General features: G+C 67.7%; 22 protein-coding genes. 4 read left to right on the top strand and 18 right to left on the bottom strand.

The window, feature by feature from the left end; genetic code table 11:
* Window positions 1-4: 4 nt before the first annotated feature.
* The 5 genes from KHC24_RS21945 to KHC24_RS21965 form a co-directional block, all read right to left on the bottom strand.
* Window positions 5-919, bottom strand: coding sequence for a sugar phosphate isomerase/epimerase family protein (locus KHC24_RS21945; RefSeq protein WP_271180531.1), 915 nt, complete (start codon window positions 917-919; stop codon window positions 5-7).
* Window positions 916-1,725, bottom strand: coding sequence for a carbohydrate ABC transporter permease (locus KHC24_RS21950; protein ID WP_213365793.1), 810 nt, complete (start codon window positions 1,723-1,725; stop codon window positions 916-918). The genes KHC24_RS21945 and KHC24_RS21950 overlap by 4 nt, the downstream gene beginning before the upstream one ends.
* 3 nt (window positions 1,726-1,728) lie before the next feature.
* The gene (locus tag KHC24_RS21955) at window positions 1,729-2,628 is read right to left on the bottom strand and encodes a carbohydrate ABC transporter permease (protein WP_246547437.1); all 900 of its coding nucleotides are present in this window, start codon (window positions 2,626-2,628) and stop codon (window positions 1,729-1,731) included.
* Window positions 2,629-2,697: 69 nt separating this feature from the next.
* Window positions 2,698-3,252, bottom strand: a complete 555-nt coding sequence (locus KHC24_RS21960; RefSeq protein WP_213365799.1) for an SIS domain-containing protein — start codon at window positions 3,250-3,252, stop codon at window positions 2,698-2,700.
* Between the two features lie 122 nt (window positions 3,253-3,374).
* Entirely contained in the window at window positions 3,375-4,724 is a 1,350-nt protein-coding gene (locus tag KHC24_RS21965) for an ABC transporter substrate-binding protein (protein WP_213365802.1), read from the bottom strand.
* Between the two features lie 298 nt (window positions 4,725-5,022).
* Between KHC24_RS21965 and KHC24_RS21970 the strand changes: the two genes are divergently transcribed.
* Window positions 5,023-5,826, top strand: coding sequence for an inositol monophosphatase family protein (locus KHC24_RS21970; RefSeq protein WP_213365804.1), 804 nt, complete (start codon window positions 5,023-5,025; stop codon window positions 5,824-5,826).
* A gap of 138 nt (window positions 5,827-5,964) precedes the next feature.
* Here the strand turns inward: KHC24_RS21970 and KHC24_RS21975 are convergent, their stop codons facing one another.
* From KHC24_RS21975 to KHC24_RS22000, 6 genes are all read right to left on the bottom strand, one after another.
* A complete protein-coding gene (locus tag KHC24_RS21975) occupies window positions 5,965-6,603 on the bottom strand; it encodes a dihydroxyacetone kinase family protein (protein WP_213365807.1) in 639 nt (212 codons plus the stop codon).
* Between the two features lie 10 nt (window positions 6,604-6,613).
* Entirely contained in the window at window positions 6,614-7,615 is a 1,002-nt protein-coding gene (locus KHC24_RS21980) for a dihydroxyacetone kinase subunit DhaK (protein ID WP_213365810.1), read from the bottom strand.
* A gap of 40 nt (window positions 7,616-7,655) precedes the next feature.
* Window positions 7,656-8,684 (bottom strand): ABC transporter permease, encoded by a 1,029-nt coding sequence (locus KHC24_RS21985; protein WP_213365812.1) that lies wholly within the window; start codon window positions 8,682-8,684, stop codon window positions 7,656-7,658.
* Window positions 8,681-10,231 carry a sugar ABC transporter ATP-binding protein gene (locus KHC24_RS21990; protein WP_246547439.1) on the bottom strand — a complete coding sequence of 517 codons (1,551 nt, stop codon included), beginning with the start codon at window positions 10,229-10,231 and terminating at the stop codon, window positions 8,681-8,683. Before KHC24_RS21990 ends, KHC24_RS21985 begins: the two co-directional genes overlap by 4 nt.
* A 167-nt stretch (window positions 10,232-10,398) precedes the next feature.
* Window positions 10,399-11,409: a substrate-binding domain-containing protein gene (locus KHC24_RS21995; protein ID WP_213365818.1), complete on the bottom strand. Its 1,011-nt coding sequence runs from the start codon at window positions 11,407-11,409 to the stop codon at window positions 10,399-10,401.
* 58 nt (window positions 11,410-11,467) lie between these two features.
* On the bottom strand, window positions 11,468-12,463 hold the full coding sequence (locus KHC24_RS22000) for an ABC transporter permease (RefSeq protein ID WP_213365821.1): 996 nt from the start codon (window positions 12,461-12,463) through the stop codon (window positions 11,468-11,470).
* A gap of 501 nt (window positions 12,464-12,964) precedes the next feature.
* Here KHC24_RS22000 and KHC24_RS22005 point away from each other — a divergent pair.
* Window positions 12,965-14,053, top strand: a complete 1,089-nt coding sequence (locus tag KHC24_RS22005) for a LacI family DNA-binding transcriptional regulator (protein ID WP_213365824.1) — start codon at window positions 12,965-12,967, stop codon at window positions 14,051-14,053.
* Between the two features lie 30 nt (window positions 14,054-14,083).
* The gene (locus KHC24_RS22010; protein WP_213365826.1) at window positions 14,084-15,145 is read left to right on the top strand and encodes an aldo/keto reductase; all 1,062 of its coding nucleotides are present in this window, start codon (window positions 14,084-14,086) and stop codon (window positions 15,143-15,145) included.
* Window positions 15,146-15,198: 53 nt separating this feature from the next.
* Here the strand turns inward: KHC24_RS22010 and fhuB are convergent, their stop codons facing one another.
* The 3 genes from fhuB to KHC24_RS22025 form a co-directional block, all read right to left on the bottom strand.
* Complete coding sequence (fhuB, locus tag KHC24_RS22015) at window positions 15,199-17,151, bottom strand: Fe(3+)-hydroxamate ABC transporter permease FhuB (protein ID WP_213365829.1); 1,953 nt, start codon at window positions 17,149-17,151, stop codon at window positions 15,199-15,201.
* Window positions 17,144-18,028 (bottom strand): iron-siderophore ABC transporter substrate-binding protein, encoded by an 885-nt coding sequence (locus tag KHC24_RS22020; RefSeq protein ID WP_213365832.1) that lies wholly within the window; start codon window positions 18,026-18,028, stop codon window positions 17,144-17,146. The genes fhuB and KHC24_RS22020 overlap by 8 nt, the downstream gene beginning before the upstream one ends.
* 79 nt (window positions 18,029-18,107) lie before the next feature.
* Window positions 18,108-20,381: a TonB-dependent siderophore receptor gene (locus KHC24_RS22025; protein WP_213365836.1), complete on the bottom strand. Its 2,274-nt coding sequence runs from the start codon at window positions 20,379-20,381 to the stop codon at window positions 18,108-18,110.
* A gap of 248 nt (window positions 20,382-20,629) precedes the next feature.
* On the opposite strand from KHC24_RS22025, the gene KHC24_RS22030 reads away from it, so the two are divergent.
* Window positions 20,630-21,517 carry a helix-turn-helix domain-containing protein gene (locus KHC24_RS22030; protein WP_246547441.1) on the top strand — a complete coding sequence of 296 codons (888 nt, stop codon included), beginning with the start codon at window positions 20,630-20,632 and terminating at the stop codon, window positions 21,515-21,517.
* Window positions 21,518-21,527: 10 nt separating this feature from the next.
* On the opposite strand, the gene KHC24_RS22035 is transcribed toward KHC24_RS22030, so the two are convergent.
* Genes KHC24_RS22035 through KHC24_RS22050 form a run of 4 tightly spaced genes read right to left on the bottom strand, consistent with a single transcriptional unit; the run spans window position 21,528 to window position 25,253 of the window.
* Window positions 21,528-22,319 carry an ABC transporter ATP-binding protein gene (locus KHC24_RS22035; RefSeq protein WP_213365996.1) on the bottom strand — a complete coding sequence of 264 codons (792 nt, stop codon included), beginning with the start codon at window positions 22,317-22,319 and terminating at the stop codon, window positions 21,528-21,530.
* 5 nt (window positions 22,320-22,324) lie between these two features.
* Window positions 22,325-23,389 (bottom strand): FecCD family ABC transporter permease, encoded by a 1,065-nt coding sequence (locus KHC24_RS22040; protein ID WP_213365839.1) that lies wholly within the window; start codon window positions 23,387-23,389, stop codon window positions 22,325-22,327.
* On the bottom strand, window positions 23,386-24,378 hold the full coding sequence (locus KHC24_RS22045) for a FecCD family ABC transporter permease (protein WP_213365841.1): 993 nt from the start codon (window positions 24,376-24,378) through the stop codon (window positions 23,386-23,388). The genes KHC24_RS22040 and KHC24_RS22045 overlap by 4 nt, the downstream gene beginning before the upstream one ends.
* Window positions 24,375-25,253 (bottom strand): ABC transporter substrate-binding protein, encoded by an 879-nt coding sequence (locus KHC24_RS22050; protein ID WP_213365843.1) that lies wholly within the window; start codon window positions 25,251-25,253, stop codon window positions 24,375-24,377. Before KHC24_RS22050 ends, KHC24_RS22045 begins: the two co-directional genes overlap by 4 nt.
* Window positions 25,254-25,269 lie beyond the last annotated feature (16 nt).

Below are 25,269 nucleotides of genomic sequence, written 5' to 3' on the forward strand. Positions count from 1 at the left end.
CCCCTCAGGCAAAGGCCTGCCTGATCCGCGCCGAGGTGGCCTCAAGCGCGTTCAGGATAGACCCGCTGTCGTGTTCGAAGGGATAGAACACCTCCAGGAACACCGGTGCTGGCGCAATGCCGGTCCGGCGCAGCAGCGCCGCGGCCTCCACAGGATCCACCTTGCCGGGCACGGTGAAGTCCCAGTGGCGGTCGAGGAGGAAGTCGGTCTGCTGAATATGTACGGCGGTGATCACGTCGCTAAGGTCGCGGAACCACGGCTCCATCGCGCCGTGATCCGGCCCGTAGAGCGGCTCGAAGGTACCATGGCCCCAATCGGGGCAGAGGCGCCACGGCACCGGGCTGTCCGCCACGTCGGTCATCATCTGCCGCGCCTGCGCCACCGTCCACGGCCATTCGCGCCGCATCGGCGTCGGCTCGACATAAAGTTCGCTCAAGCCCTCCGCGGCGGCGCGGGCGCCAAGCCGATGCATGCGGGCGATCAGGCAGTCATAGTCGGCGGCATCGAGCGCGTCCGCCTCGCTTCCATCGAGGCGCGAGGGAATGGCGCCGAGCGGACCGCCGACGCGAGGGATGCCGGCCAGCGCCGCGAAACGATAGGCGCGACCGAGCCATTCTTCGGCATAGTCGCGCACCGCCGGGTCGGGATGCAGCAGCTGGTTGAAGGTGTAATGGGCGAGGCCGATGAAGGCGCTGTGGACGGCAATCCCACTCGCCTGCGCTTCCCGCCGCAGGGCGGCGGCGTGGCGGTCAAGGATGAAGTCCGGCCACATCGGATCGACGAGGTCGAAGGAGAACTGCACCAGATCGAGGTCGAAACGCTCGCGCACCAGCGGCGCCCACAATTGCGGCGTCACCCAGCGCTTGACGCAGAAGGACAGGTTGATGCCGAAGGGAATGGGCTGACGCTCGCCCGTCACTTGGTCGCTCCCATGGTCAGGCCGCGCACCATGTGGCGGGAGACGATGAGGGCGAAGATCGTCACCGGCAGCACGATGACGGTGCCGGTGGCCATGATCTTGCCCCAGGGCAATTCGTAGCCGGACATGAAGGAGGTCGCGACCACCGGCGCGGTCTGCACGTTGCGGCGGGTCAGCACCAGCGCGTAGAGCAGCTCGTTCCAGGAGAAGATGAAGGAGAAGATCGCCGACACCGCGATGCCCGGTGCGCCGAGCGGCAGGTAGATCTTGCGGAAGATGGTGAACTGGTCGGCGCCGTCGAGCCGCGCCGCCTGCTCCAGCTCCGGCGGGATCGACTTGAACTGGTCGGTGACGATCCACACCACGATCGGGATGTTGAAGGTCAGGTAGATCAGGATCAGCACAAGGTGCGTGTCGAGCAGGTTCATGTACATGGCGAGCAGATAGACCGGCAGCGCCAGCACGATCGGGCTCGTCATCCGGTTGGAGATGAACCAGAACCACAGATCCGACTTGCCGCGAAAATCATAGCGCGCCAGCGCGAAGGCCGCCGGGGTGGCAAGGGTCACCGACAGCAGCGTGCTCAGCGTCGCCACGATCAGCGAGTTGAGGATCGAGCCGGAGACCTTGGTGTCGGCGAAGATGTCGACATAGTTCTGCAGCGTCGGGGTGAAGAACCACACCGGCGGCGAGGCGAGGATGTCCGCCTGCGTCTTGAAGCTGGCCATCACCATCCAGAGGAACGGGAACAGCGTGAAGACGACGATGGCGGCGAGGCCGATCGCGTGAAGGAGCTTTCCGCGCATCGCTCAGACCTCCCGATAGAGCAGCCGGATATACAGCCGGCTGATGATGATGGTGATGATGAGCAGCAGGATCGCCTGCGCCGAGGCGGTTCCCAGATCGAAGATGCGGAAGCCGACGCGCTGGATGTAGATCGAGATCAGGTCGGTCGCCGAGCCCGGCCCGCCGCGTGTCATCACGAACACCATGTCGAACAGCTTCAGCACGTCGGCCGAGCGCAGGATCATGATCGCGGTGAGGCCCGGCAGCAGATAGGGCAGCTGGACATGGCGCAGAAGCGCGAGCTTGGAGGAGGTCTCCAGCCGCGCCGCCTCCTCGATCTCGCCCGGCACCATGGACAGGCCGGCGAGGAAGAGCAGCGCGCAGAACGGCGTCCACTGCCAGACATCCATGATGACGATGGCGGCGAAGGCGCCGCCCGGCGTCGAGAGCCAGTCGACGGGGCCGAAGCCGGCGAAGCCGAGGAACTGGTTGGCGACGCCGAAATCGCGGTTGAAGATCAGTCGGCCGATAAGCCCGACCACCGCATAGGTGGTGGCGAGCGGCACCACCAGCGTCACCCGGGCGAGCGACTTCAGAAAGCCCATGCCCGGCTTGTGCAGCAGCAGTGCGATGATCAGCCCGAGCACGACCTGGATCGGCAGCACGGTGACGTAGAACTTCGCTGTGAGGAACAGCGACGACCAGAAGGTGCTGTCGGTCAGCACCCCGATATAGTTCTCAAAGCCGACGAAGGGAAAGCCTTCGCGCGGCCGGGTGATGTTGTAGCGCCGGAACGAGGTCACCAGCGCGAACAGGGTCGGATAGATGCCGATCAGGAACAGCGTGAGCACGGCGGGCGCCAGGAACCACAACGGCGTCCAGCGGCCGTAACCTCGGTTGGGCTTGGTGGGGGCTGTGCGCATGGCTTCACTCATGGCGTCGTCCTGATGAAACGGTCTGGAGCGGGAATGGCCGCGCGGCGGCGCGCCCGGTCACTCCAGATTCGTATGGTTGGCGCGCATCTGCGCGGGCGACACGCCCAGCCGCTCGCGCAGGCTGAGGATCAGGAGTTCGAACAGGATGTAGAGCGCGCCCTCATAGAGCGAGCCCATCGGCAGCACCGAGACAGCGGCCGCGCGTTGGTCGCTCGCCATGGTCTGGGCCGGCACGGCGAGCACGAGGTCCGCCTGCCCTGCCGCGGCACCCGCCGGCTCGGCGGTGACCACCAGCACCCGAGCGCCTGCGCCATGCGCCACGCCGATCAGGGCGGAAACGGTGGAGAAATTCCCCGGACCGGCAGAGACGACGAGCAGGTCGCCCTTGCCGACCGGCGGCGTCGTCATGTCGCCGACCACCGCCGCCTTGAGGCCGAGGTGGAACAGGCGCATGGCGAGCCCCTTGATCTGCAACCCTTCGCGGCCGACGCCGTAGAGCGCGATGCGCCCGGCGGCGGCGATCTCGGCGACGGCGGCATCGAACTCCTCGCCGCGTACCGCGTCGAGGCAGCCGCGCAATTCGTCCAGCGCCCGGCCATGCAGAGTGGTCATGTCGTCGGATCCCGGCACGGTTTCAGAGAGAAGGGGGCGGACGCCGCTTCGCGGGAGAGGGCGTCCGCCCGTCGAGGTCGGCGATGCCCGGGGGGAGAACCGCGGGCATCGCCGGCTTCAGTTCACTGGAGAAGCTTCTTCGTCCCGTCGTAATAGCCTTCCTTGCCGAGGACCTGCTCCATGCGGGTGCCGATCTCCTTGGCGCCGCCTTCGACGGTGACTTCACCCAGCATCATCTTCGAACCCCACTCGGCGACGATCTCGGAGATCGCCGGCCAGGCCGGGAAGCGCGGACGATATTCCGGCACGCCGGCCTGCCAGGAGGCGACCAGAGGCTCGACGAACTTGTACTTCGCCTTCACTTCCGGGTCCTGGTAGACGGCCATGCGGCCCGACACGCCGCCGGCATCGACATAGGCCTTGGCGATGGCTTCCGAGGTCGCCCACTGGATGAACAGCCAGGTGGCCTTCTGCTGCTCGGGCGAGGCCTGCGAGGCAACGGCGAGCGAGAAGCCGCCGAGCGCCGGCAGGCGGCCGGCCGGACCGGCGGGCTCGGGAGCCACCGCGAGGCAGTCGCCGAGCTTGGAGGTCGCCGGGTCGGCGAGGGTCGAATAGAAGGCCGACCATTCGGTGATCATCGCCACTTGGCCCTGCGCCAGCGCGTTCACCGCCTCGGCATGGTCAAAGGAGACGTCGCCCGGCGGCATGTACTTCATCAGGTCCTGACGGAAGGCGAGGCCGGTCTGGCTGTCTTTGCTGTTGAGGTTGGACTTGAATTCCTTGTTCAGCAGCGAGCCGCCAAACGGCCACAGGAAGCGCATGAAGCTGTCGGCCGACTGCGTCTCGCCGCGGCGCGACTGCAGGGCGTAGGCGTACTGGTTCTTGGAGGCGTCGGTGAGCTTGGGCGCGTAGACGTCCTTCAGCTCGGCCCAGGTCGCCGGCGGCTTGTCGAAGCCGGCCTCCTTCAGCTTGCACGAATTGTAGAACAGCAGGCCGGAATAATTGTCGAACGGCAGGCCGTAGGTCACGCCGCCCCAGGAGCCAAACGCGTCGAGCAGCAGCGGGAAGAAGCCCTTGAGGTTGAGGTCGGGATCGGTGATCGACTTGTCCTTGGCCAGTTCGTCGATCGGAACCAGCCAGTCGTTCTCGGCGAACTCGCCGATCCAGACGAGATCGACCAGCGCCATGGTGAGGTCGCCGCGCGAAGTGAAGTTCAGCACTTCCTTCTCGCGCGCGTTCTCGTAGGGGACGATCTCGTAATTGACCTTGATACCGGTCTTTTTCTCGAATTCGGGCAGCAGCTTGATGATGGCCCGATAGCCGGGGCGATCGAGGAAGATGCCGTTGATCTCGGTGCCCTTCAGCGGCTTGGCGGCGTCTTCGAGCCAGTCGGCCATGGCGGCGACCGGCATGGCCGCCGTCGCCGCGGCAAGAGCAACGACGCTGGCGCAGATTCTCAATGCACGCTTCATGTTTTCCTCCTGAGATGGCGCAGCGCCGGGTGCAGGGCGAGGCCGACATAGGGACGGCTGGGGCCGCCTCTGATTATTGGCGAACAAGCGTGGCCCCTTGTCGGGCACCGCCATTATCCGCATACCCGCGCGACGCACCCCTCTCCCGGCACCGAGCCCTCGAAACGGCCTTGGCCGGCGATGTGGTGTGCGTCCGTCTTTCGACGTGAAATCGATACATTTGTAATCTCAAATATGCAATAGCATCGTGACGCAGTATCTTCCGGTACGAGGCGCAGTCAGGGCATGGAGGCTCGGAATGGAATCGGGACAGGGTGATGAAGCCGATCCGCTCGCAAGCCGGCTGGCTGCCGCCGAGAGACTCGCCCGAACCGCCGGCAACAACGCCCGCACCTTCTTTCTCGCCCGCGACACGCTGAATCCGGAGCTGAAATCCGCCTCTCAGGACCTCGTCAGCGAGGCGGATCGCACGGTCGAGGCCTGGCTGCGCCGGGCGATCCGCAGGCGCTTTCCGCAGGACGGCATCGTCGGCGAGGAAGAGGCGGCGACCGAGGGAAGCTCCGGTTTCGTCTGGGTGATCGACCCGATCGACGGCACCATGCCGTTCCTGGTCGGCCAGCCGAACTGGACCGTGTCGATCGGCATCGCCCGTGGCGACGCGCCGGTGGTGGGCGTCGTCTACGCTCCCATGCTGCGCGAGTGCTACTCGGCAGCGGAAGGCGGAGGCGCTCGCCTCAACGGCTGCCTGCTGACCATGAATCCGGACTGGAGCGTCGCCTCGACCACCATCGGCTTCGGCGCGACGCAAAAGGCGGACCCCAGCGAGGCTGGCGCCTTCGTCGAAGCGCTCTATCGCGAAGGCGGGGTCCTGTTCCGCGTCGGCTCGGGCGCGCTAATGCTGGCCTATGTCGCGGCCAACCGGATCGCCGGCTATTATGACCCCACGCTGCACTGCTGGGACTGCTGGGCCGGCATGATACTGGTGCGGGAAGCCGGCGGCGTGGTGACGTTTGAGGGCGATCTCGGCCAGCCCGGCCCGATATGGGCCGGCAATCGCCGCGTGCATGACCAATTGCGCCGCCTCAGCCGCGCCACGCCTTGAGCGCACGCGCTCACCTGTTGCTCGCGACGACTGCCGCCGGCAGTTGACGGCTTGACGCCCGACGGCTTGGCACCGCCGGGCGGACCGCGGGAGGGGCGTCGCCGCCCCCGCATCGCGCCGTGTTGCACGCCGTGCCGATCAGCCGGCGACGAACTCGCTCATCGTCGTCACCAGCAGCACCCCGACGGTGGCGCCGGCGTCCTGGAGCCCGACGGTCTTCTCCTGAAAGGCCGCCGCCTTGCCGTGCTGGGCAACCATGGTCTTGGTGGCCTCCAGCGCCGCATCGGCCGCCACCGCCGCGGCCTTCATCGCCGGGGCGAGCGCCGCGCCGGAAGCCGCCTGCGCCTCCAGCACGCCAGCCACCGGGTCGAGGACGTCGAGAATGGTCTTGTCGCCCAGCTTCGCCTTGCCGCGCTCGGCAATGCCGGTGGCGTAGGCACGCCAGAACGCCGCCATCTCGGCGGTGCCAATGACGTCCTTGCCCTCCAGCGCCTTGGCGCCGCGCAGGAAGCCGGTGGCGGTGAGCGTGCCCATGGTGGAGGGCGCGGTCTTCGCCATGATGGCGCCGGCCGAGCGCAGCAGCTTGGTAAGCCCCGCCGCGGCGCCCTCGGCCGCCACCGTGTCATAGGCGGCGGCGAAGGATTTCGACATGGTGATGCCGAGATCGCTGTCGCCGACCTTGCCGTCGAGCGCGATCAGGAATTCGCGCTGGGCAGCGAACATGTCGCGCCAGCTCTGGAAAAGGCCGATCAAGTCGTCGGCGCGGATCGCGTCCATCGTCCCCTCCTCACGCCTTGTAGTGGGCGAAGAACGGCGTATTGACCGCCGCGGCGATCAGCGGGTCGAGCTCGGCATCGAGCTTCAGCACCGAGATCGAGGCGCCGGCCATTTCCATGGCGGTGGCGAACTCACCGATCCAGACATACTTCACCTTGGAGCCCTTCGCCTCGAACAGCTGCGAGACGCGGCGGAACAGGATGTACAGCTCTTCCTTCGGCGTGCCGCCGAGGCCGTTGACCAGCACGGCGAACTCGTCGCCCTCGCCGGCCGGCAGTTCGGCGAACACGCGGGCCATCATCTGGTCGACGACGTCATCGGCCGGGGCGAGCTTGGTGCGGCCGATGCCGGGCTCGCCATGGATGCCCATGCCGATTTCCATCTCGTCCTCGCCGACCGAGAAGGTGGCATGGCCGATTTCCGGCACCACGCAGCTCGACAGCGCGACGCCGATGGTGCGCACATTCGCCCGCGCCTTGTCGGCGAGGCGGGTCACCTCATCGAGCGAGAGACCATTGGCCGCCGCCGCGCCCGCCGCCTTGTAGACGAAGAAGATGCCGGCGACGCCGCGCCTTTTGTGCTCCTCGCCAACCACCGAGGAGGCGATGTCGTCATTGCCGATCACCTGCTTCACGGTGATGCCGTCAATGTCGGCAAGCTCGGCGGCCATGTCGAAATTGATGATGTCGCCGGTGTAGTTGCCGTAGATATAGAGCACGCCGGCGCCCTGATCGATGTACTTGGTCACCTCGTGCATCTGGTCGGCGCTGGGCGACTGGAACACCCCGCCGACGGCGCAGCCATCCAGCATGTTGTCGCCGACATAGCCGAGGAACAGCGGCAGGTGGCCCGAGCCGCCGCCGGTGGCGATGCCGACCTTGCCGGCCTTGGGCTTGGCGACGACGAGACAGCGCTTGTCGTCGTTCACATAGGTCACTTGGCTGTGAGCCCGGTAGATGCCCTCGAGCATCTCGTCGACGAAATTCGCCGGATCGTTGAGAAACTTCTTCATCTCGGTCCTCTTGAGCTCGAAGCTTGGCGTCTCTTTGGAGTCAGTTCTTCTTCTGGCAGAACACGAAGAAGGCGGCGGCGAGCAGGATGAAGCCGCCGACGACCACGCGCTGCCAGGTGGAGGGAATGCCGACCATTACCAGCACGCTGTTCACCACCACCACCAGCAGCACGCCGAGCAGCGTGCCGAGCACGGTGCCGGTGCCGCCGGTGATGCGCGCCCCGCCCAGCACCACCGCGGCGATGACGTTGATCTCGGTGCCGACGAGGTCGAACGGGTTGGCCTGCCGGTTGGCAGCGGTGTGGATGATGCCGGCGAGGCCGGCCAGCGCGCCGGCATAGGCGAACATGAAGATGTGGATCGTGCGCAGGCTGTAGCCGAGCCGCTCCGCCACATTGGCATTGCCGCCGACGGCGAAGATCGCGCGTCCCATCAGCGTACGGTTCAGCATCCACCAGGTGACCAGTGCCGCCGCCGGCAGCACCAGGAAATAGAACGGCAGCGTGATGGTGCGCCCGCCGGAATCGAACTGCACCAGCGGCAGCCGGCCGAAGGCGCCGAGCGTCGGCGGCAGCGACACGATCCACACCGTGCCGATGAAGGCGAGCAGGATGCCGCGGAACAGGTATTGCGTGCCGATGGTCACGATCAGCGACGGCACCCGCAGATAGTGCACCAGCAGGCCGTTGACGACACCGAGCAGCGCCCCGCCGGCCGTCGCCGCCACCAGCACCAGCGCGATCGGCGCATCGGGCCAGTAGTTCTTCACCAGCAGCGTCATCGAATACATGGTGAAGGCGGCGATGGCGGTGAACGACACGTCGATGCCGCCTGCCGCCAGGATGATGAACACGCCGAGCGCGAACAGCCCCATCACCACGCTGGCGCGGCCGATATCGACCAGCGAGGAGGGCTGCAAGAAGGCCGGGTTGATGATCGACACCGCCACGCAGATCGCCACCAGCAGCGCCAGCGTGATCGTCTCTGGCCGCCGACGCACCAGTTGCAGCAGCGGGTTCGGCTTCGCCGGGGGAGCGGCGGCGCTCTCGTGCAGATGCGTGGCGCTCATTGGACGGTCTCCGAATTGGCCACGCCCGAGATCGCCGCCGATGTCGCCGCCGACGTCTTGGACGACAGCATCGCTTTGTAGAGCTGGTCCTCGTCGGTCTCGCGGGCGTCATATTCGGCGACCACGCGCCCGCCGTTCATCACCAGGATGCGGTCGCAGTTCTGCAGCAGCTCCGGCAGGTCGTCGCTGACGATGACCAGGCCCATGCCGGCCTCGGCGAGTTGCTGGATGACACGGTAGATCGTGTCCTTGGAGCCGACGTCGACGCCGACCGTCGGGCCGTGCAGCACCATGAGCTTCGGCAGGATCGACAGCCAGCGGCCGATCAGCACGCGCTGCTGGTTGCCGCCGGAGAGCGCGCCGACCGGCAGGTCGAGATTGCGGGTGTTCAGTCGCATCTCCTGCGACAGCTTGTCGGCCAGCGCCCGGCCCTTCGCCTTGTCGACAATGCCGAGGCGGTTGGCGAGGTCGCGCACCACCAGGGCGATCTCGTTCTCGAGGATCGACTTGTCGAGGAACAGCCCCTCGGCGAGCCGGTCCTCCGGCACATAGCCGATGCCGAGCTTGATGGCTTCCGAGGGATGGCGGACCTTTTCCACCTTGCCGTCGATGCGGAGGCTGCCACCCGTCGCCGGCATGACCCCGGCGATCGCCATGGCGAGCTCGTTGCGGCCGGAATCGGCGAGGCCGGTGATACCGAGTATCTCGCCCTTGCGGACGACGAAGCTCACATCGCGCACATTCGGCGGCAGCGAGAGCCCCTGCGCCGCAAACAGCTCTCCATCCATCGGTGCGCCGGTGCGGTAGCGCTCGGCATCGATCCGGCGGCCGGTCATCAGCTCCGCGAGCCGGTGCTTGGTGTAGTTGGCGAGTGGCCCCTGCTCGACGCACTGCCCGTCACGGAACACGATGGCATGGCCGCCGATACGGTAGCACTCGTCGAGCTTGTGGGTGACGAACAGCACCGCCACGCCTTCGGAGCGCAGCCGCTCGACCACGGCGATGAGGTTGTCGACCTCGCGGCGGGTGAGCGAGGTGGTCGGCTCGTCCATGATCACCATCTTCGCCTTGGTGGCGATGGCGCGGGCAATGGCGACCAGCTGGCGCTGCGCCAGTGGCAGGTCGGAAACGATGGTACCGAGGAAGCCGCGGTCGCTCGGCAGGCCGACAGTGGCGAGCGCTGCCGCGGCGGTCTCGCGCAGGCGGGTACGGTCGAACAGCCGCGCCAGCCGGCCGCCACTGGCGACCAGCTGTTCGTTGAGCGCGACGTTCTCCGCCACCGTGAGGTTCGGCAGCAGCGACAGGTCCTGGTAGACGGTCTCGATGCCGGCGCTCAGCGACTGGATCGCCGTGAGGGAATGGAAGCTCTTGCCCTCCAGCACGATCTCGCCCTCGTCGGGCACCAGCGCGCCGGACATGACCTTGATAACGGTGCTCTTGCCGCAGCCATTCTCGCCGAGCAGGTGATAGGCCTCGCCCGGCTCGATGGTGAAACCGACGCCGCGCAGGGCGTGCACGCCGCCGAAGCGCTTATGGATGCCGCGCAATTCGAGGAATGTCTCCGCTCTCGCGGAGGCGGCCGGCCGAGGGGCTGCTGAGACGTGGGACACGGGCGATCCCCTTCATCGATTGGCGGCGCGTGCCGCGAGACTGCGCGTTCGGAACGTCCCGGAGGCGTGCGAAGCGCCTCCGGGCATCCGGGTCGAACCACCGATCAGAAGAGGAACTCTTTGTAGTTCTTCTTGTCGGCGATCACCATGCCGTTGCCGATGATGAGCACGCCTTCGCCCGGCCCCTTGGTGACCTTCACCTTCTCGTAGCCGGGCACGCCGAGATTGGCGCCGTCCTCGACCTTCTCCTTTGCGATCAGCTTCTTGGCGACCGCATTCATCGCCATGCCGGCCTTCTGCGGATCCCAGAAGCCGATGGCGGTGATGGCGCCGGCGTCGAGCAGGTCGGCCGAAGGGTTCGGCAGGCCGGTGCCGACCAGGCACACCTTGCCGGCAAGGCCGGCCTCGTCGATGGCGCGGCCGACGCCGAGCACGTCATTGCCCGCCGAGGTCTGGAAGCCCTTGATATCCGGGTGCTTGCGCAGGATTTCCTTGGCCTTCTCGTAGGTGCCGTTAGCGTCGTCGAACGACTCGTTGTTCGCGTCGACCAGCACCATCTCGGGATGCGTCTTGGCGTTCGCCTCGCCCGCGCCGACCCACTGCATATGGGTACGGCTGCCCAGCGAGCCGACGAAGGTGGTCCACTTGCCCTTGCCGCCCATGCACTGGGCCAGACGCTCGTTCAGCGCCTTACCGTAATCGGCATTGTCGAAGGCCTCGACGTCGGCATGGGTGTTCTTCTGGTTGTCGGCCTCGTGGGTCACCACGATGATCCCGCGATCCATGGCGCGCTTCAGCGTGCCCTCGAGCACCGACGGGTCCATCGGCACCACGGCGAGACCGTTGACGCCCTTGGCGATGAGATCGGTGACGATCTGCAGCTGCTGCGCAGCATCGGCGGTGGCGGGACCGTACTGGGTGGCGACGACGTCCGGGTTGTCCTTCTGGAACTGTTTGACGCCAGTCTCCATGCGGTCGAACCACGGGATGCCGCTGATCTTCACCACGGTGGCGATCACCGGCTTGTTCTGCGCCATCAGCGCACCGGCGGAACCGGCGACGATGGCCACGGCCATTGCCGAACCGAGCAGGATCTTCTTCGAAATAGCGCCCACAGTTTCCTCCACTGTTGTTGCCACCCTCATGGCCGGATCGATGCGTGAGGGGTTCGCATCACACGAGCTTTTTGCTCTTGTTCGGGGTCAGGAGGCCGACCACGTTGTAGCGGCCGACCGCCAGGAAGGTCAGAAGCAGCGCGCCCCAGGCGAAGTCGCGCACGAAGTTCGACAGCCCGCCGAAATTCAGCATGCTGGACATGAGCTGTAGCGCGATCGCCGCCAGCACCACGCAGACCACCCGGCCATAGCCGCCCTCGGGGCGCACGCCGGCCATCACCGCGATCAGGATGGCGATCAGGAGGTAGGACGTGCCGTAGTCCCACTTCACGTTGACGTTGCGCGCGGCGATGATCACCCCAGCGAGGCCGGAAAGCAGGCCGCTGGTGGCGTAGGTGGCGATCAGCACCTTGGTGCGGGGAAAGCCGGCATACATGGCGGCCTTCGGGTTGGTACCCATCAGCATCAGCCACAGGCCGAAAGGGGTGAATTTCAGCAGTGCCGCGACGAGGCCGGCGACGGCGATGAAGATCACGAAGCTGATCGGCACGCCGAGGAACAGGCCGTTGCCGATTTCGGACAGGAGGTCCGGGCTGCCGACCGCCACCGCCCGCCCCTCCGACACCACTACCGCGAGACCGGTGAACAGCATCTGCGTGCCGAGGGTGCACAGGATTGGGGTGATGTTGAGCCGGCTGATCAACAGGCCATTGAAGACGCCGCCCAGCACGCCCACCACCAACGCGCCGGCGATAAAAGCCAGCGAATAGGCGGCCTGCTGATCGACGCTCGACAGGAACGAGCCGATCACCACCGCCGAGACGACGCCCGACAGATTGGCGAGCGCGATGCCGGAGAGGTCGATGCCGCCATTGCCGGCGCACATGGCCAGCATCACGCCGATGGCGAGGAAGCCGATCTCCGGCAATTGCCCGGCCATGGACTGCAGATTGAACGGCGACAGGAAGGCGCCGCCGGAAATCGCGGCGCCAAAGACCAGCAGCGCCACGTTGATGACGACGAGCATGACCAGCTGTCCGCCGGTGGTCCGCATGGTCTCCTCCCGAAGTCGTTCGCGTTTTTACTAAATTATTGTCAGCTTCACTAAATCCCTAGCAAAGCCTCTGGCGAGGTGCAAGCCGCCTTCCGGTGCTGCATGGCCGACTTTCGCCGGTGACGGCTGCGCCGCCTTGCGGAGGGCGGCGATCAAAATCGCGCCAGCTCCAACCGGCATGGCGATAACATGCGGGCACCCGGCATTCATTATACCAAACCCTTATAGGACAGCGCTTCTCACCCATATGGACAGCCAGCCGACTTGTACGCCGCCGCAAAACGCACGCCCGCCGGATCGGGCGCCCGCTCGATTTAACATCAGATTTCGCGCAAATTCCGGGCAATTCCGCCACCGTCGCCTGTCGGCGTTGCATTGCTCTTGCAGGGCAGTTGCCAGCCCGAATCTTTTGGCTTAACCCTCAAAAGAGAGCCCAAATGTTTACTAAACAAAAAGCGCCTTCCGGCGCATCATGGGCTCCGTGAGGACACGCGTCGGGCCATGAAAGAGAAGAAGTCCTTCACCATCCGGGACATTGCCGGCGCGGCGGGCGTATCGCCGGCGACGGTCTCGCTCGTGCTGAACGGCAAGGGCGAGATTTCCGGCGTCACCCGCGCCCGCGTCCTCGAGGCCGCCGCGCGGCTCAACTACGTGCCGCGCCTAGCCCGGCCGCGGGTCGAGGCGGCCGGCACCGTCCGCTTCCTCAAGATCGCCAAGCACGGCCATACGGTGAACCGCGACCACAGCGTGTTCGTCTCGGACTACATCGACGGCATGTCGGCCGAGGCGACGCGGCGCGGCTACACGCTGGAAGTGGTGAGCCACGAGGGCCAGAGCATCATTTCCGTCGCTGATACGTTGGCGGTGGCGCCGGTGAGCGGCGTCATCGCGCTCGGCACCGAGATATCGGAAACCGACATCCGGGTGTTGCAGGGCGTCGGCCGGCCCATCGTGTTCATCGATACCTTCTACGACGTGGTGGAAGCCAATTTCGTCAACATGAACAACGAGGATGCGGTGCATCAGGTGCTGGCGCGGCTGCGCCAGCAGGGCTTCGAGCGCATCGGCTTCGTGGCGAGCCACGTCGACACCACCAATTTCCGCCTGCGGCGGGAAGCGTTCCATCGCAACATGGCCCGGCTCGGCCTGCCCATCGATCCCGCGCATATCATCTCGGTGGAATCGACCTATGACGGCGCCCATGCCGACACGCTGAAGGCCTTGGGCGAAGGCATCGCGCTGGCGGACGGCTATTTCTGCACCAATGACGTGATCGCCTATGGCTTCATCAAGGCACTGCGCGATTTCGGCATCCGCATCCCGGAGGATGTCGGGGTGATCGGCTTCGACAATCTGCCGCTCAGCTCCACCATGGAGCCGGCGCTGACCACCATCGACGTCTCGAAGCGCAAGATCGGCAATCTCGCCGTCACCGTCCTCGACGACCTCATTCATGCCGCCGAACCGCAGCCGCCGGTCAAGATCCTCGTCGGCGCCCGCCTCGTCACCCGCGCCAGCGATCGCGGGCCGGGCGAGCCGGGTCCGGCGCCGCAGGCGGTCCGTCGGCGCGGCATTGCCGAAACCGCCTGAGCAAGCCGTCATGCCCTGGGAGACGCCTTCATGAAGTACCGCACGCTCGGCCGCTCCGGCCTCAAGGTCTCGGCGCTCAGCATGGGCACCTTCTCCTTCGGCGGGGTCGGCGATTTCGCCAAGGTCGCCAGCCACGGCGTCGCCGAGGCACGGCGGCTGGTAGATGTCTGCCTCGATGGCGGCATCAACGTGCTCGACACCGCCAACATGTATTCGCTCGGCCGCTCGGAGGAGATCGTCGGCGAAGTGCTGGAAGGCCGCCGCGACCGGGTGCTGCTGTCGTCCAAGGCGCGCATGCGCATCGGCGACGGGCCGAATGACGAGGGCGCGTCGCGCTACCACCTCATCCGCGAGTGCGAGCGCAGCCTGAAGCGCCTGCGCACCGACCACATCGATATCTATTTCCTGCACGAATGGGACGGGCTGACGCCGCTCGACGAAATGCTCTCGGCGCTGGACGCTTTGATGCGCGCCGGCAAGATCCGCTATATCGGCTGCTCCAACTATTCCGGCTGGCACGTGATGAAGGCGCTCGGCATCGCCGAGGCGAAAGGCCTGCCGCGCTTCGTCACCCAGCAGATCCACTACACATTGGAAGCTCGCGAAGCGGAGTACGAGCTGCTGCCGATCGCCGTCGACCAGGGTGTCGGGGTGATGGTGTGGAGCCCGCTCGCCGCCGGCCTGCTGTCCGGGCGCTTCGGCCGCGACAAGTTCCCCGCCGATTCGCGCCAGGCCGCCGGCTGGACCGAGCCGCCGATCCGCGACAGCGAGCGCCTGTGGTCCATCGTCGACGTGCTGGGCGATATCGCCGCCGCGCGCGGGGTGACGGCGGCGCAGGTATCGATCGCCTGGACCCTGTCGCGCCCCGGCATCGCCTCGCTGGTGGTCGGCGGCACCGAGGAAGCCCACTTCCGCGACAATATCGCCGCCGTCGATCTCGAATTGACCGTCGAGGAACGGGAGCGGCTGAACCTCGTCAGCCGCCCGCCCTATATCTATCCGTACTGGCACCAGCACAATTTCGCCCGCGACCGCTTCAGCCCCGGCGACTGGGCGCTGCATGCGAGCTACGAGGATCTCGGCAAGGTCTGAGCTTCTCCGGCACCGCCGGGCGTCGCGAACGGCGTAAAACCGGAACGGACGGCCTAGCGGGAACGTCGCTCCCCGGTCCGGTTCAGCAGCCAGATGAGATAGGGCACGCCGATCAGCGCGGCGAACAGGCCGGTCGGCATCTGGTAGGGAAAAACCACCAGCCGCGCCAGCCAGTCGGCGACGATCAGCAACAGCGCGCCGATCAGCAGCGCCGCCGCCAGTTGCTCGCGGGCGCGGGCAAACCCCGCCAGGCGAGCGAGATGCGGCGCCATCAGCCCGATCAGGCTCAACGGGCCGACGGCAAACGATGCCATGGCGGTGAGCGCCGCCGCGAGCAGCGCCAGCGCCAGACGCGCCCGGCGCACCGGAATGCCGACGCTACGGCTGGCATCCGGCCCGAGCGGCAGCACCGAGAGCCAGCGGGTCAGCAGCCACGCCGGCACGACGAGAACGAGCGTGCCGCCCAGCGCGGTCAGCGCCTCGAAGGCCCCGACGCGGTTGGTCGAGCCCGACATCCAGACCAGCAGACTATAGGCGGCCATGCCGCCGCTGGAGAGCACCACCGACAGGATCGCCATGCACAGGGCCCCGCAGGCGACGCCCGCCAGCAGCAGCCGCTCCGGGCCAAGGCCCGACCGGGCGGTGATGGCCAGCATGAGCCCGAGCACCGCCAGCGCGCCCGCCACCATGCCGGCGAGCAGCCACGGTCCCGACGCCCCGCCGGCCAGCAGCAGAACCGCCAGGCCGACGCCGCTGCCGGCACTGACCCCGAGCACTTCGGGGCTCGCCATCGGGTTGCCGGTCATCCGCTGCAGGATCAGGCCCGCCGTCGCCAGCATCATGCCGGCGCTGCCGGCCGCCACCAGCCGCGGCCAGCGCAGCGGCAGCAATTCCATGAACGGCCCCCCGGTGGCGACGTGCCAGCCTTCGGCTGAGCGGCCGATGCAGAGGGTTGCGGCCATGGCGAGCAGCGTCCCGAGGCCGAGCAGACCGAGCCCCAGCCAAGGACGGCGTAGCCGGCGCGGCGCCAACGCCGCCGCCGGGTGCCGATGCGGCCCTCCTGCCGGCACCCGCGACAGCAGCAGGAGCAGCAACGGGCCGCCCAGCAACGCGGTCGCCGCGCCGGTCGGTGCCAGATCGCGCCCCTGCCATCCGCCGAGCTGCACGACACTGTCGGTGAAGGACAGGATCAGCGCCCCGGCAAGCGGGGCGGCAAAGAGGATCTGCCGTGTGGTGCGGGCGCCCATGAACCCGGCGAAGGCCGGCGCGGCAAGGCCGACAAAGGCAATGATGCCGACCTCCGCCGTCACCGTGGCGGCCAGCCACACCGCGATCGCCGTCGCCGCCAGCCGGGTGGCGAGCAGCCGCAGGCCGAGGCTGCGCGACCCGGCATCGTCGAGCCCGAGCAGGATGAGCGGCCGCACGATGACGGCGCTCGCCGCCAGCCCGAGCAGCAGCCGGATGCCGAGGGTGCGGGCGCTGCTCCAGTCCTGTTGGTCGAGCGCGCCGGCACCCCAGATGAACAGCGACAGCACATAGTCGCCCCGGGCCAGCACCAGCGTCGCGCTCAGCGCTCCCGCCAGCAGCGAGATCATCATACCCGACAGAACCACCGTCACCGGATCGAGGCCGCGCCGCCATCCGAGCGCAAGCACCACGGCGGCGGCGGCCGTGCCGCCGGTGAGCGCCACCACCTCGCGGCCGGCGCCAAGCAGCGCCGGGGCATAGGCCAGCGCCACGGTGAGCGCCAGCTGGGCGCCCGAGGCGATGCCGAGCGTCGAGGCATCGGCGATGGGATTGCGCAGCACCCGCTGCAGCAGCGCCCCCGACAGGCCGAGCGCCGCGCCCGCCAGCAACGCCACCGTCGCGCGCGGAAGCTCCACCTGCCACAGCATCACCTCGTCGAGACCCGGCACGACGGGCCGCGACGCCAGCGTGGCGAGCAGCGCCAACGCCACCACCAGCGCGCACCCGATCCATCGACGGCGTAAAAGCCGATCAGCCACGGCCGCGAGCCTCAACGAGCGCCTCGGTCAACAGGCGGGCGAAGCGGCGGGCCGAGGGCAGCGCTCCGAACGGGTCGATCGGATCCAGCCAGACCACCCGACCGGCCTTGACCGCTGGCAGCGCCTGCCAGAACGCACTGCGCCGCAGGACTGGCGTGGCGTCGGGCGGAACCGGGCCGATGACGGCGATCCACGCCTCGCCGTGCCGCGCCAGCGTTTCCAGCCCCAGCGGCGCCGCCGCCGAATAGCTGGTGGCTTCGGCCCAGGCATTCTGGAGACCGATGCGCTGCAACGTCTCGCCGATCATGCTGTCGAAGCCGAAGACGCGAAAATGGCGGGCATCGCCGAGATTGATCGGCAGCACCGGCCGCCCCAGTCCCTCGAGGCGGCGGCGCGCCTGCGCGAAGCCCGCATCGGTCCGCCCGACCAGCGCATCCGCCGCGTCGCCGATGCCAAGGCGCTCGGCGACACGGCGCGTCATGGCGATGACGGGGTCATAGGGAGAATGGCCGGGCCGGTAGAGCGTGAAGCTCTCCACCGGCGCGATGGCGGCCAGGCGCGGCTCCAGCGCGACGTAGAAATTCGAGTTGAAGATTATGTCGGGCCGGGCAAAAAGTAGCGTTTCAAGGTTCGGCAGGCCGCGCAGGCCGAGATCGGCAACGCTGTCCGGCATCGGCGGCTCGACCGCGACCTCGCGGAACTGCACCAGCTCGGTGGCGGCGACCGGCGGATGCCCGAGCGCCAGCAACGTCTCCAGCACCGCCCAGTCCAGCGTCGCCGCGCGCATGGCGGCTTTCGCCCCCGCCGCTGCGCCGAAGGGCAAGACCGCCGCCGCGGCGAGCAGAGCGCGACGGCCGATGCCGCCGTCAGCCTTCATCGGGCAAAACCGGCCCGAACGCCGCTGCGGCAAGTGCACAGCGATGCGATAGCAGAGGCGGCGGGCATCGGATCGGCTCTCACCATTTGTAATGCGCGGACAGAGTAAGGGTCCGGCTGTCGCCATAGCCGCAGCTGGAAAGCCCCTGGCAACCGGAGACGTAGACCTCGTCGAAGATGTTGTTGAGGTTGAGGGCGACACCCCAACTGTCGCGCTCATAGCGGATGGCGGCGTCGAACAGTGTCACCGAGGGCACCTGCAACGTGTTCTCGTCGTCGATCCAGGAGGAGCCGATATAGCGCACGCCGCCGCCGACGCTCACCCCGGTCAGGGGTCCCTGGTCGAACTTGTAGTCGGCCCAGGCGGAGGCCATCACGTCCGGCACCAGCATGGGCTCGTTGCCGATGATGGCGGCATTGGTGTCGTTGGTGATTTCCATGTCCAGCACGGTGAACGTGCCGATCAGGCGGAAATTCTTGGTGACATTGGCCTTGGCTTCGAGCTCGAAGCCGGTCGACCGGACTTCGCCGAGCTGGGTGTCGAAGAAGATGTTGTCGACATCCGGCACCGTGACGTTCTGCCGGGTGATCTGGAACACCGAGGCGGTGATCAGCGCGTCGACGAAGGTCGGCTGATACTTAATGCCGGCCTCGTACTGGTACCCCTCCTCCGGCTTGAAGCCGGTATTGGTCACGTCGACGCCCACCACCGGATTGAAGAAGCTGGAGACCGCCACATAGGGGGTGACGCCATTGGCGAACTCGTAGCCGAGGCCGGCACGCCCGGTGAGGGCACTGTCATTGGTCTCGTAGTTCGGCGAGAAGGCCAGCGTCGCCGGGCTCTCCGATTCGGTGTTCACATAGTCGTAGCGGCCGTTCAGCGTGACGATCCAGCCATCGCCGAAGCGCAGCTGGTCCTGCAGGTAGCCGCCGAGCTGCTGCTGTGTCAGCGTCTGGTCCATATAGACTGCGGTCGCCCCCTGCGGCACGCCATAGACCGGATCGGTGGCGCTGATCGGCGTCGCGCCGCCCGAGGCCTGGACATTGTCGAGGTGGTAGAGCGTGTAGTCGACGCCGACGATGAAATCGTGCGCCACCGCGCCGGTGGTGAATTCGCGGCGGAAATGATTGTCGGTGGCGAAGCTGTTGACCTCGCTATGGCCCTCGAAGCCGATGCGATTGAGCAGGTTGTTCGAGGTCAGCGGCAGGGGATTGCCGCCATAGCCGGTCGTCGGGTCGTAATAGCCATAGGGATAAGGGCCGATCTCGCGCTTGTTGAGATAGCCGTAGCGGGCGCTGGAATTGAAGATCCAGTCGTTCTCGAATTCGTGCTTCAGCTCATAGCCGACCATTAGCTGGGTATAGCGGCTATTATCGAGATCCGGCTCGCCGAAATAGGCGTCGCGGGAGATCTTGCCGAACGGGGCATTGGCCACCGTGCCGTAATAGGGCAGGAAGCCGCCGCCGACATTGACCTGGTCGAGCGCGGCGATCTGCGCGTAGACGGTCACCTCGGTCTGCTGCGACGGCCGATAGGTGACCTGGGGCATGATCACCCCGCGCAGGTCGTTGGAATAATCGGTATAGGTGTCGCCGCCGGCGATGCGGCCGGTGATGCGGTACATCCAGACCGGGTCGGTGGCGGCGGCCGGCGCCTTGGTCACCAGGCCGGGATCATTGGGATTGCGGGCAAGCGGATCGGCGGCGCCATAGACCTCGTTGATATCGAAGGCGAAATAGGCGTTGCCGAAATTGTTGATACCCACCTCGGCATAGCCGAAGCGCTCCTCGCGCGGCCGCTTGCTGACCAGATTGACGAGGCCGCCGGGGCTCGACCCGCCATAGAGCACGGAAGCTGGCCCCTTCAGCACCTCGATGCGCTCCAGCATGAACGGATCGACCTGGAAGCCGCCGAAGCCGTAGCTGTAGAGCGAGAGACTATCGAGGAAGATGCCGGTCTGCGTGGCATTGAAGCCGCGAATATAGAACCAGTCGGTATCCGGATCCGGCCCGCCATAGGGCGAGGAGTGCACGCCGGCGGTGTAGCGCAGCGCCTCGTCGACCTTCAGCGCCTTGCGGTCGTCGATCTCGTCGCGCCCGATCACCGAGACCGATTGCGGAATTTCGGTGATCGGAACGTCGGTTTTCATGCCGGTTGTGGTCTGGGTCGCGACATAGCCGTTGACCGGGCCGGTGCCGGTCTGCCGGTCGGACTGGACCGACACCGTATCGAGCTCGATCGCCGGGCTGCCGCCGGAAGACTGCGCCTCCTGAGCGACCGCCGCGTTCCACGAGGGCAGCACCACCGCCATGGCACTGGTCAGAAGCAGCAGCTTGAAGGAACGTCCATACATTGCAATCATTCCAGACTATTTGCCCAACCCGTGCCCAGATCGGAAATATTCAAAGGAAAATTATTTGATTATCTTCGATCTCGGCATGAAACGTCTGGTAGCAACCCTTTCCATTGGATGATTGTTCGCTTTTGTCAAATCTTGTACATTCTTGGTTGATCGATCCGATAGGGAGCGGCATTGGCACTCCATTTGCCCTTGACCCGCCCGGCGGAACATCCAGGAGATTTAAACCACCGGGGAGAGGCATGACGGCATCGTTCGTCCCCAACATGACCACGCGCCACGAAGGCATTTCCGTGCTCGGGGAAGGTCATCGCCGTTCATGGGACGGGGTGCTGGTGGAATTATGGGAGGCGGAGGGTGCCGAAGGAGCGCGCGCCGAATATGTCTCGGAACACCCTCGCCTCTTCGTGCTGCTGGACCAGTCCGGCGGCGAGTTCGAAATGCTGCTCGCGCCGGACCGGCGGACGATGCCGCGGCGCCACGCCCCGCGCCAGATCAGCTTCATCCCGGCCGGTGTGCCGCTATGGTCGCGGGTTTCCCGCACCACCTATGTGCGCCATCTCGACCTGCATTTCGACATGGAGGCGCTGCGTCGCCGCCTGGTCGAGCATTTTGATCCACAGCCCTTCGAGGCGCCCCGGCTGATGTTCACCGACGAAAGGCTGATGACCTTCGCCAATCTGATCGCCGCCGAATGCCAGGAGCCCCAGGCGTTCCATCAGCTGTATGGCGACAGCCTGACCACCGCGCTCTTCATCGATTTCCTGCGCTCGACGCAACGGCTCGGCCGCAAGCGCCCCGCGCTGGCGCCCTGGCAGCTCCGCCGCGTCACCGATTATATCGAGGCCAACTGTCTGAAGGGGATACGGCTGGAGGAACTGGCGGAGCTGGTCGGGCTGTCGCCCAGCTATTTCAGCCACGCCTTCAAGGCCACCACCGGCATCCCGCCGCATCAGTGGCAGACCGATATGCGGCTGAAGCGGGCGCAGGGCCTGCTGCTCGGCACCGACATGTCGCTCACCGAAGTGGCCGCCGCCACCGGCTTCTACGATCAGGCGCACTTCACCCGGATGTTCCGGCAGCATCTCGGCGCCACACCTGCCGCCTGGCGCCGCGACCGCCGCAGCTGACCGCGGCGGATCACGGGCGGGCGGCTCCGCGCGGGATCACCATCGGCCGTCCCGTGGTCGGATCGGGCAGCACCAGGCAGCCAATGCCGAACACCCGCTCGACCAGGCTCTCGGTGACGATCGCCGCCGGCGCCCCCATGTCTTCGATCCCGCCCTGCCGCATGGCGACCAGATGGGTGGCATAGCGGCAGGCGAGGTTGAGGTCGTGCAGCGCGGCGATCAGCGTCTTGCCGCGGCGATTGAGTTCGACGCACAGATCGAGCACCTCGATCTGATGCGCGATGTCGAGATAGGTCGTCGGCTCGTCGAGCAGCAATATGTCGGTCTCCTGCGCCAGGGCCATGGCGATCGACACACGCTGCCGCTGGCCGCCGGACAGTTCCTGCACCGGCCGCTCCGCCAGCCCGGTGGTGCGGGTTGCCGCCATTGCCGCGGCGACGGCAGCCTCGTCGCCGCGCGACCATCGGCGCAACAGGCTCTGATGCGGGTGCCGGCCGCGGCCCACCAGCTCGGCGGTGGTGATACCGTCGGGAATCTCGGTCTGTTGCGGCAGCAGCCCGAGCCGCCGGGCGAGTGCGCGCCGGTCAAGGCCGGCCAGGTCCTCCCCGTCGATCCGCACCTCGCCGGCTATCGGCCGGACCAGCCCGGCGAGGCAGCGCAGCAGGGTGGATTTGCCGGACGCGTTGGGGCCGATAATGATCGAGAAGCCGCCGCGGGGAAACCGCACGTCGACGCCATCGAGCACCGGGCGAACGCCATGGCCCGCCGTGAGGGCGCGCACTTCCATTGCCGGGGCAGGCATCTGCATCAGCCGGGCCTCCCGCCGGCGCGCTGGCTCCACAGCAAGGCGACGAAGTAGAGCCCGCCGATTCCGGCGGTGAGCGCGCCGGCCGGAATCTGGCGCGGCGCAAAGGCAAGGCGCCCCGCCACGTCGCTGCCGAGCAGGAACAACGCCCCGAACAGCGCCGAGGCCAGCAGCGGCAGCGAGGCGCCGCCGGCGAGCCGCCGCGCCGCCTGCGGCGCGATCAGCGCGACGAAGCCGATCGGCCCGGCGAGAAAAGTGGCGACGGCGGTGAGCCCCAACCCGGTCAGCGCCAGCTTCAGCCGCGCCGTGGCCATCGGCACCCCCAGGCAAGCCGCCATGTCGTCGCCGAGCTCGATGGCGCGCATGTCGCGGCCGCAGGACAGGCCGAGCGGCAGCAGCAATCCCAGCAGCAGAGCCGCCACGGCCAGCCGCTCGCCGCTGATGCCGGCAAGCGAGCCGAGCCGCCAGCTCGCCGCGGCCAGCGCGGTGTCGAGTCGCGCCGACATTACGACCCAGTCGTTGAGCGCGGTGAAGAAGGCGCCGACCGCGATGCCGGTGAGGATCAGCCGCGTCCGGCCGCCATGCGCCGGGCCGGACAGCCCATAGACCAGGGCGCCGGCGACGAGGCCGCCGGCAAATCCGGCACAGGCGACGAGCGCGGCACCGGCGCCGGCGATCATGGCCAGCAGCGCGCCGCCGAAGGCACCGGCATCGAAGCCGACAACATCCGGGCTACCGAGCGGGTTGCGCAGCAGCGTCTGGAATAGCGCCCCGGCCATGCCCAGCGCCGCCCCGACCAGCAGCGCCCCGGCGATGCGCGGCGCCCGCCACTGGACCACCACCAGCTGGATATCGGCGCTCGCCTGCCCCTGCAGCGCCCGTGCCGCGTCCGCCGGCGTCACCGGCACCGTCCCCACCGTCAGCGCCATCACGGCAAGGACGAGGCAGGCGGCGGCAAGCCCGAGGCAACACAGCGCCGCCCTCGGGGTGATTCGAAGCGACACCCGCTCGGCCGGCAGGCGGAGCACGAACCATCGCGGCGACCGCGCCACCTCGGGGACGGTCATCGCGTTGCCCCCTGCCGGGCCCGCACGAGCAGGACCAGGAACGGCGCCCCCACCAGAGCGGTGACGACGCCGACCGGAATCTCCGCCGGCGCCGCCGCGACCCGGCCGAGCGCATCCGCAACCACGACGAGGGCGGCGCCGATGAGGCCGGCATTCAACAGCCGCAGGCGTTCGTCGGCACCGACCAGATGCCGCGCCGCGTGCGGCGCCGCAAGGCCGACAAAGGCGATCGGCCCGGCCGCCGCCGTCGCGGCGCCGGCCAGCAGCACGGTGGCGGCAAGCGCCAGCAGACGCGTGGTGCCGATGGACAGGCCGAGCGAAGCCGCCCGCTCCTCGCCGAGCGCGGCGATATTGAGCCGGGGCGCGAGCCATCCGGCCACGACGAAGCCGGCGACCAGCGCCGGGCCGACCGCCGGCAGGATCCTCCCCGCATCGCCGGCCAGCGAGCCGACGCGCCAATTGCGCACCAGATCGAAGCGCTCGGGATCGGCGAGCGCCACCGCCTGCGTCAGCCCGAAGCACAGCGCGCCGATGGCGACGCCAGCGAGGGTCAGCCGCAGCGGCGCGCTGCCGCCCTGCACCGCACCGGCGAGGATCTGCACGGCGAGCGCCGCCGCCGCGGCACCCGAGGCGGCGAGCGCCAGCATCGCCCCCATGCCGGAGGCACCGAACAGGCCAAGGCCGACAACGATGGCAAGGCCGGCGCCGGCATTGATGCCCAGCAGGCCCGGATCGCCGAGCGGGTTGCGCGTCGCCGCCTGGATGATGCCGCCGGCAATGCCGAGGGCGGTGCCGACGAGACCGCCAAGCACCACCCGCGGCAGGCGCAGCCCCAAAAGGATAAGCCGCGCTTCGTCCCCCCCGCGCCCCAGCATCGTGTCGAGCAGCACCGGCAGCGGCAGCGCCTTAACCCCCGCGAGCAGGCCGGCGCCGAGGGCGAGCAGCAGCAGCGCGACGGAGAACAGCGTGACGGCAAGCCCGCGCCTCATGCCGCAGCCCGCGCATAGAGCGCCTGCCAAGCGTCGGCGAGATAACCCGCCGTGTAGAAGGACCCGAAGGTGCAATTGCCGGCGACGACCTGCACCCGCCCGTCCCGCACGGCCGGCAGCCGCTGCCACAGCGCCTCGCCGGCCAGCGCCTGCGGCCCGCCATCGCCGAAATCGAGCAGCAGCACGGCATCGACATCGCCGAACACGTCGCCGAAGGCTTCCAGCGCGACGTCACCATAACGACCCAGCCGGTCGGCACCGACCTCCCGGCCGCCAAGTTCCGCCAGAACCTGCGCCGGCATCAGCTGGCCATAGGCGGTGCCGGCGCTGCACACCATGGCGCGGCGCTTCAGCGGATCGAAATACAGGGCGGCGACGCGCGTCGCCGCGATCGCCTCGCCATGGCGGCCACGGATCGCCGCGATCAGCGCCGCATGCGCGGCAAGCCGCCGCTCCGCCAGCGGGGCCAGCGCAAGCCAGCCGGCGAGCCGGGCGAGATTTGCCTGCCAGGTGAGGTGATGATTGCTCGGCAGCACCGGGGCGATGGCGGTCAGCCGCGCCAGCGGCCACCAGTCGGAATGCGGCGCCGTGTCCGGGCAGAGGATCAGATCCGGCTCCAGCATGAGGATCTGTTCGAGATCCGCCGGCGCCGCCAGCATCGGCACCTCGGCCGGCACCGGCACCCAGGGGCGCGCCCCGCTATGGCTGTAGCCGACGACCGGCAGTTCCAGCGCCAACGCCGATTCCAGGCTGATGCGGGAATCGATGGCGACGACGCGCCGCGGCGACGCCGGGATGTCGAGGAGGCCCAGCGGCGTGGCGGCCTGCCGGCGCCCGCCCTCGCCTTGAGCCGCATACGCCGAAAGGGCGAGCATGAGCCCGCCCCCCAGA

Source organism: Ancylobacter defluvii, from assembly GCF_018390605.1.
In the GTDB taxonomy this organism is placed as follows: domain Bacteria; phylum Pseudomonadota; class Alphaproteobacteria; order Rhizobiales; family Xanthobacteraceae; genus Ancylobacter; species Ancylobacter defluvii.

What these genes read in the sequence shown, in the direction of transcription:
- KHC24_RS21980 (WP_213365810.1), bottom strand. Translation starts at nt 7,615, where the DNA reads ATGAAGAAGTTTCTCAACGATCCGGCGAATTTCGTCGACGAGATGCTC.
- KHC24_RS21960 (WP_213365799.1), bottom strand. Translation starts at nt 3,252, where the DNA reads ATGACCACTCTGCATGGCCGGGCGCTGGACGAATTGCGCGGCTGCCTC.
- KHC24_RS22045 (WP_213365841.1), bottom strand. Translation starts at nt 24,378, where the DNA reads ATGAGGCGCGGGCTTGCCGTCACGCTGTTCTCCGTCGCGCTGCTGCTG.
- KHC24_RS21955 (WP_246547437.1), bottom strand. Translation starts at nt 2,628, where the DNA reads ATGCGCACAGCCCCCACCAAGCCCAACCGAGGTTACGGCCGCTGGACG.
- KHC24_RS22025 (WP_213365836.1), bottom strand. Translation starts at nt 20,381, where the DNA reads ATGTATGGACGTTCCTTCAAGCTGCTGCTTCTGACCAGTGCCATGGCG.
- KHC24_RS22050 (WP_213365843.1), bottom strand. Translation starts at nt 25,253, where the DNA reads ATGCTCGCCCTTTCGGCGTATGCGGCTCAAGGCGAGGGCGGGCGCCGG.
- KHC24_RS22000 (WP_213365821.1), bottom strand. Translation starts at nt 12,463, where the DNA reads ATGCGGACCACCGGCGGACAGCTGGTCATGCTCGTCGTCATCAACGTG.
- KHC24_RS22010 (WP_213365826.1), top strand. Translation starts at nt 14,084, where the DNA reads ATGAAGTACCGCACGCTCGGCCGCTCCGGCCTCAAGGTCTCGGCGCTC.
- KHC24_RS21950 (WP_213365793.1), bottom strand. Translation starts at nt 1,725, where the DNA reads ATGCGCGGAAAGCTCCTTCACGCGATCGGCCTCGCCGCCATCGTCGTC.
- KHC24_RS21970 (WP_213365804.1), top strand. Translation starts at nt 5,023, where the DNA reads ATGGAATCGGGACAGGGTGATGAAGCCGATCCGCTCGCAAGCCGGCTG.
- KHC24_RS22030 (WP_246547441.1), top strand. Translation starts at nt 20,630, where the DNA reads ATGACGGCATCGTTCGTCCCCAACATGACCACGCGCCACGAAGGCATT.
- KHC24_RS21965 (WP_213365802.1), bottom strand. Translation starts at nt 4,724, where the DNA reads ATGAAGCGTGCATTGAGAATCTGCGCCAGCGTCGTTGCTCTTGCCGCG.
- KHC24_RS22040 (WP_213365839.1), bottom strand. Translation starts at nt 23,389, where the DNA reads ATGACCGTCCCCGAGGTGGCGCGGTCGCCGCGATGGTTCGTGCTCCGC.
- KHC24_RS21975 (WP_213365807.1), bottom strand. Translation starts at nt 6,603, where the DNA reads ATGGACGCGATCCGCGCCGACGACTTGATCGGCCTTTTCCAGAGCTGG.
- KHC24_RS22020 (WP_213365832.1), bottom strand. Translation starts at nt 18,028, where the DNA reads ATGAAGGCTGACGGCGGCATCGGCCGTCGCGCTCTGCTCGCCGCGGCG.
- KHC24_RS22005 (WP_213365824.1), top strand. Translation starts at nt 12,965, where the DNA reads ATGAAAGAGAAGAAGTCCTTCACCATCCGGGACATTGCCGGCGCGGCG.
- KHC24_RS22035 (WP_213365996.1), bottom strand. Translation starts at nt 22,319, where the DNA reads ATGCCTGCCCCGGCAATGGAAGTGCGCGCCCTCACGGCGGGCCATGGC.
- KHC24_RS21985 (WP_213365812.1), bottom strand. Translation starts at nt 8,684, where the DNA reads ATGAGCGCCACGCATCTGCACGAGAGCGCCGCCGCTCCCCCGGCGAAG.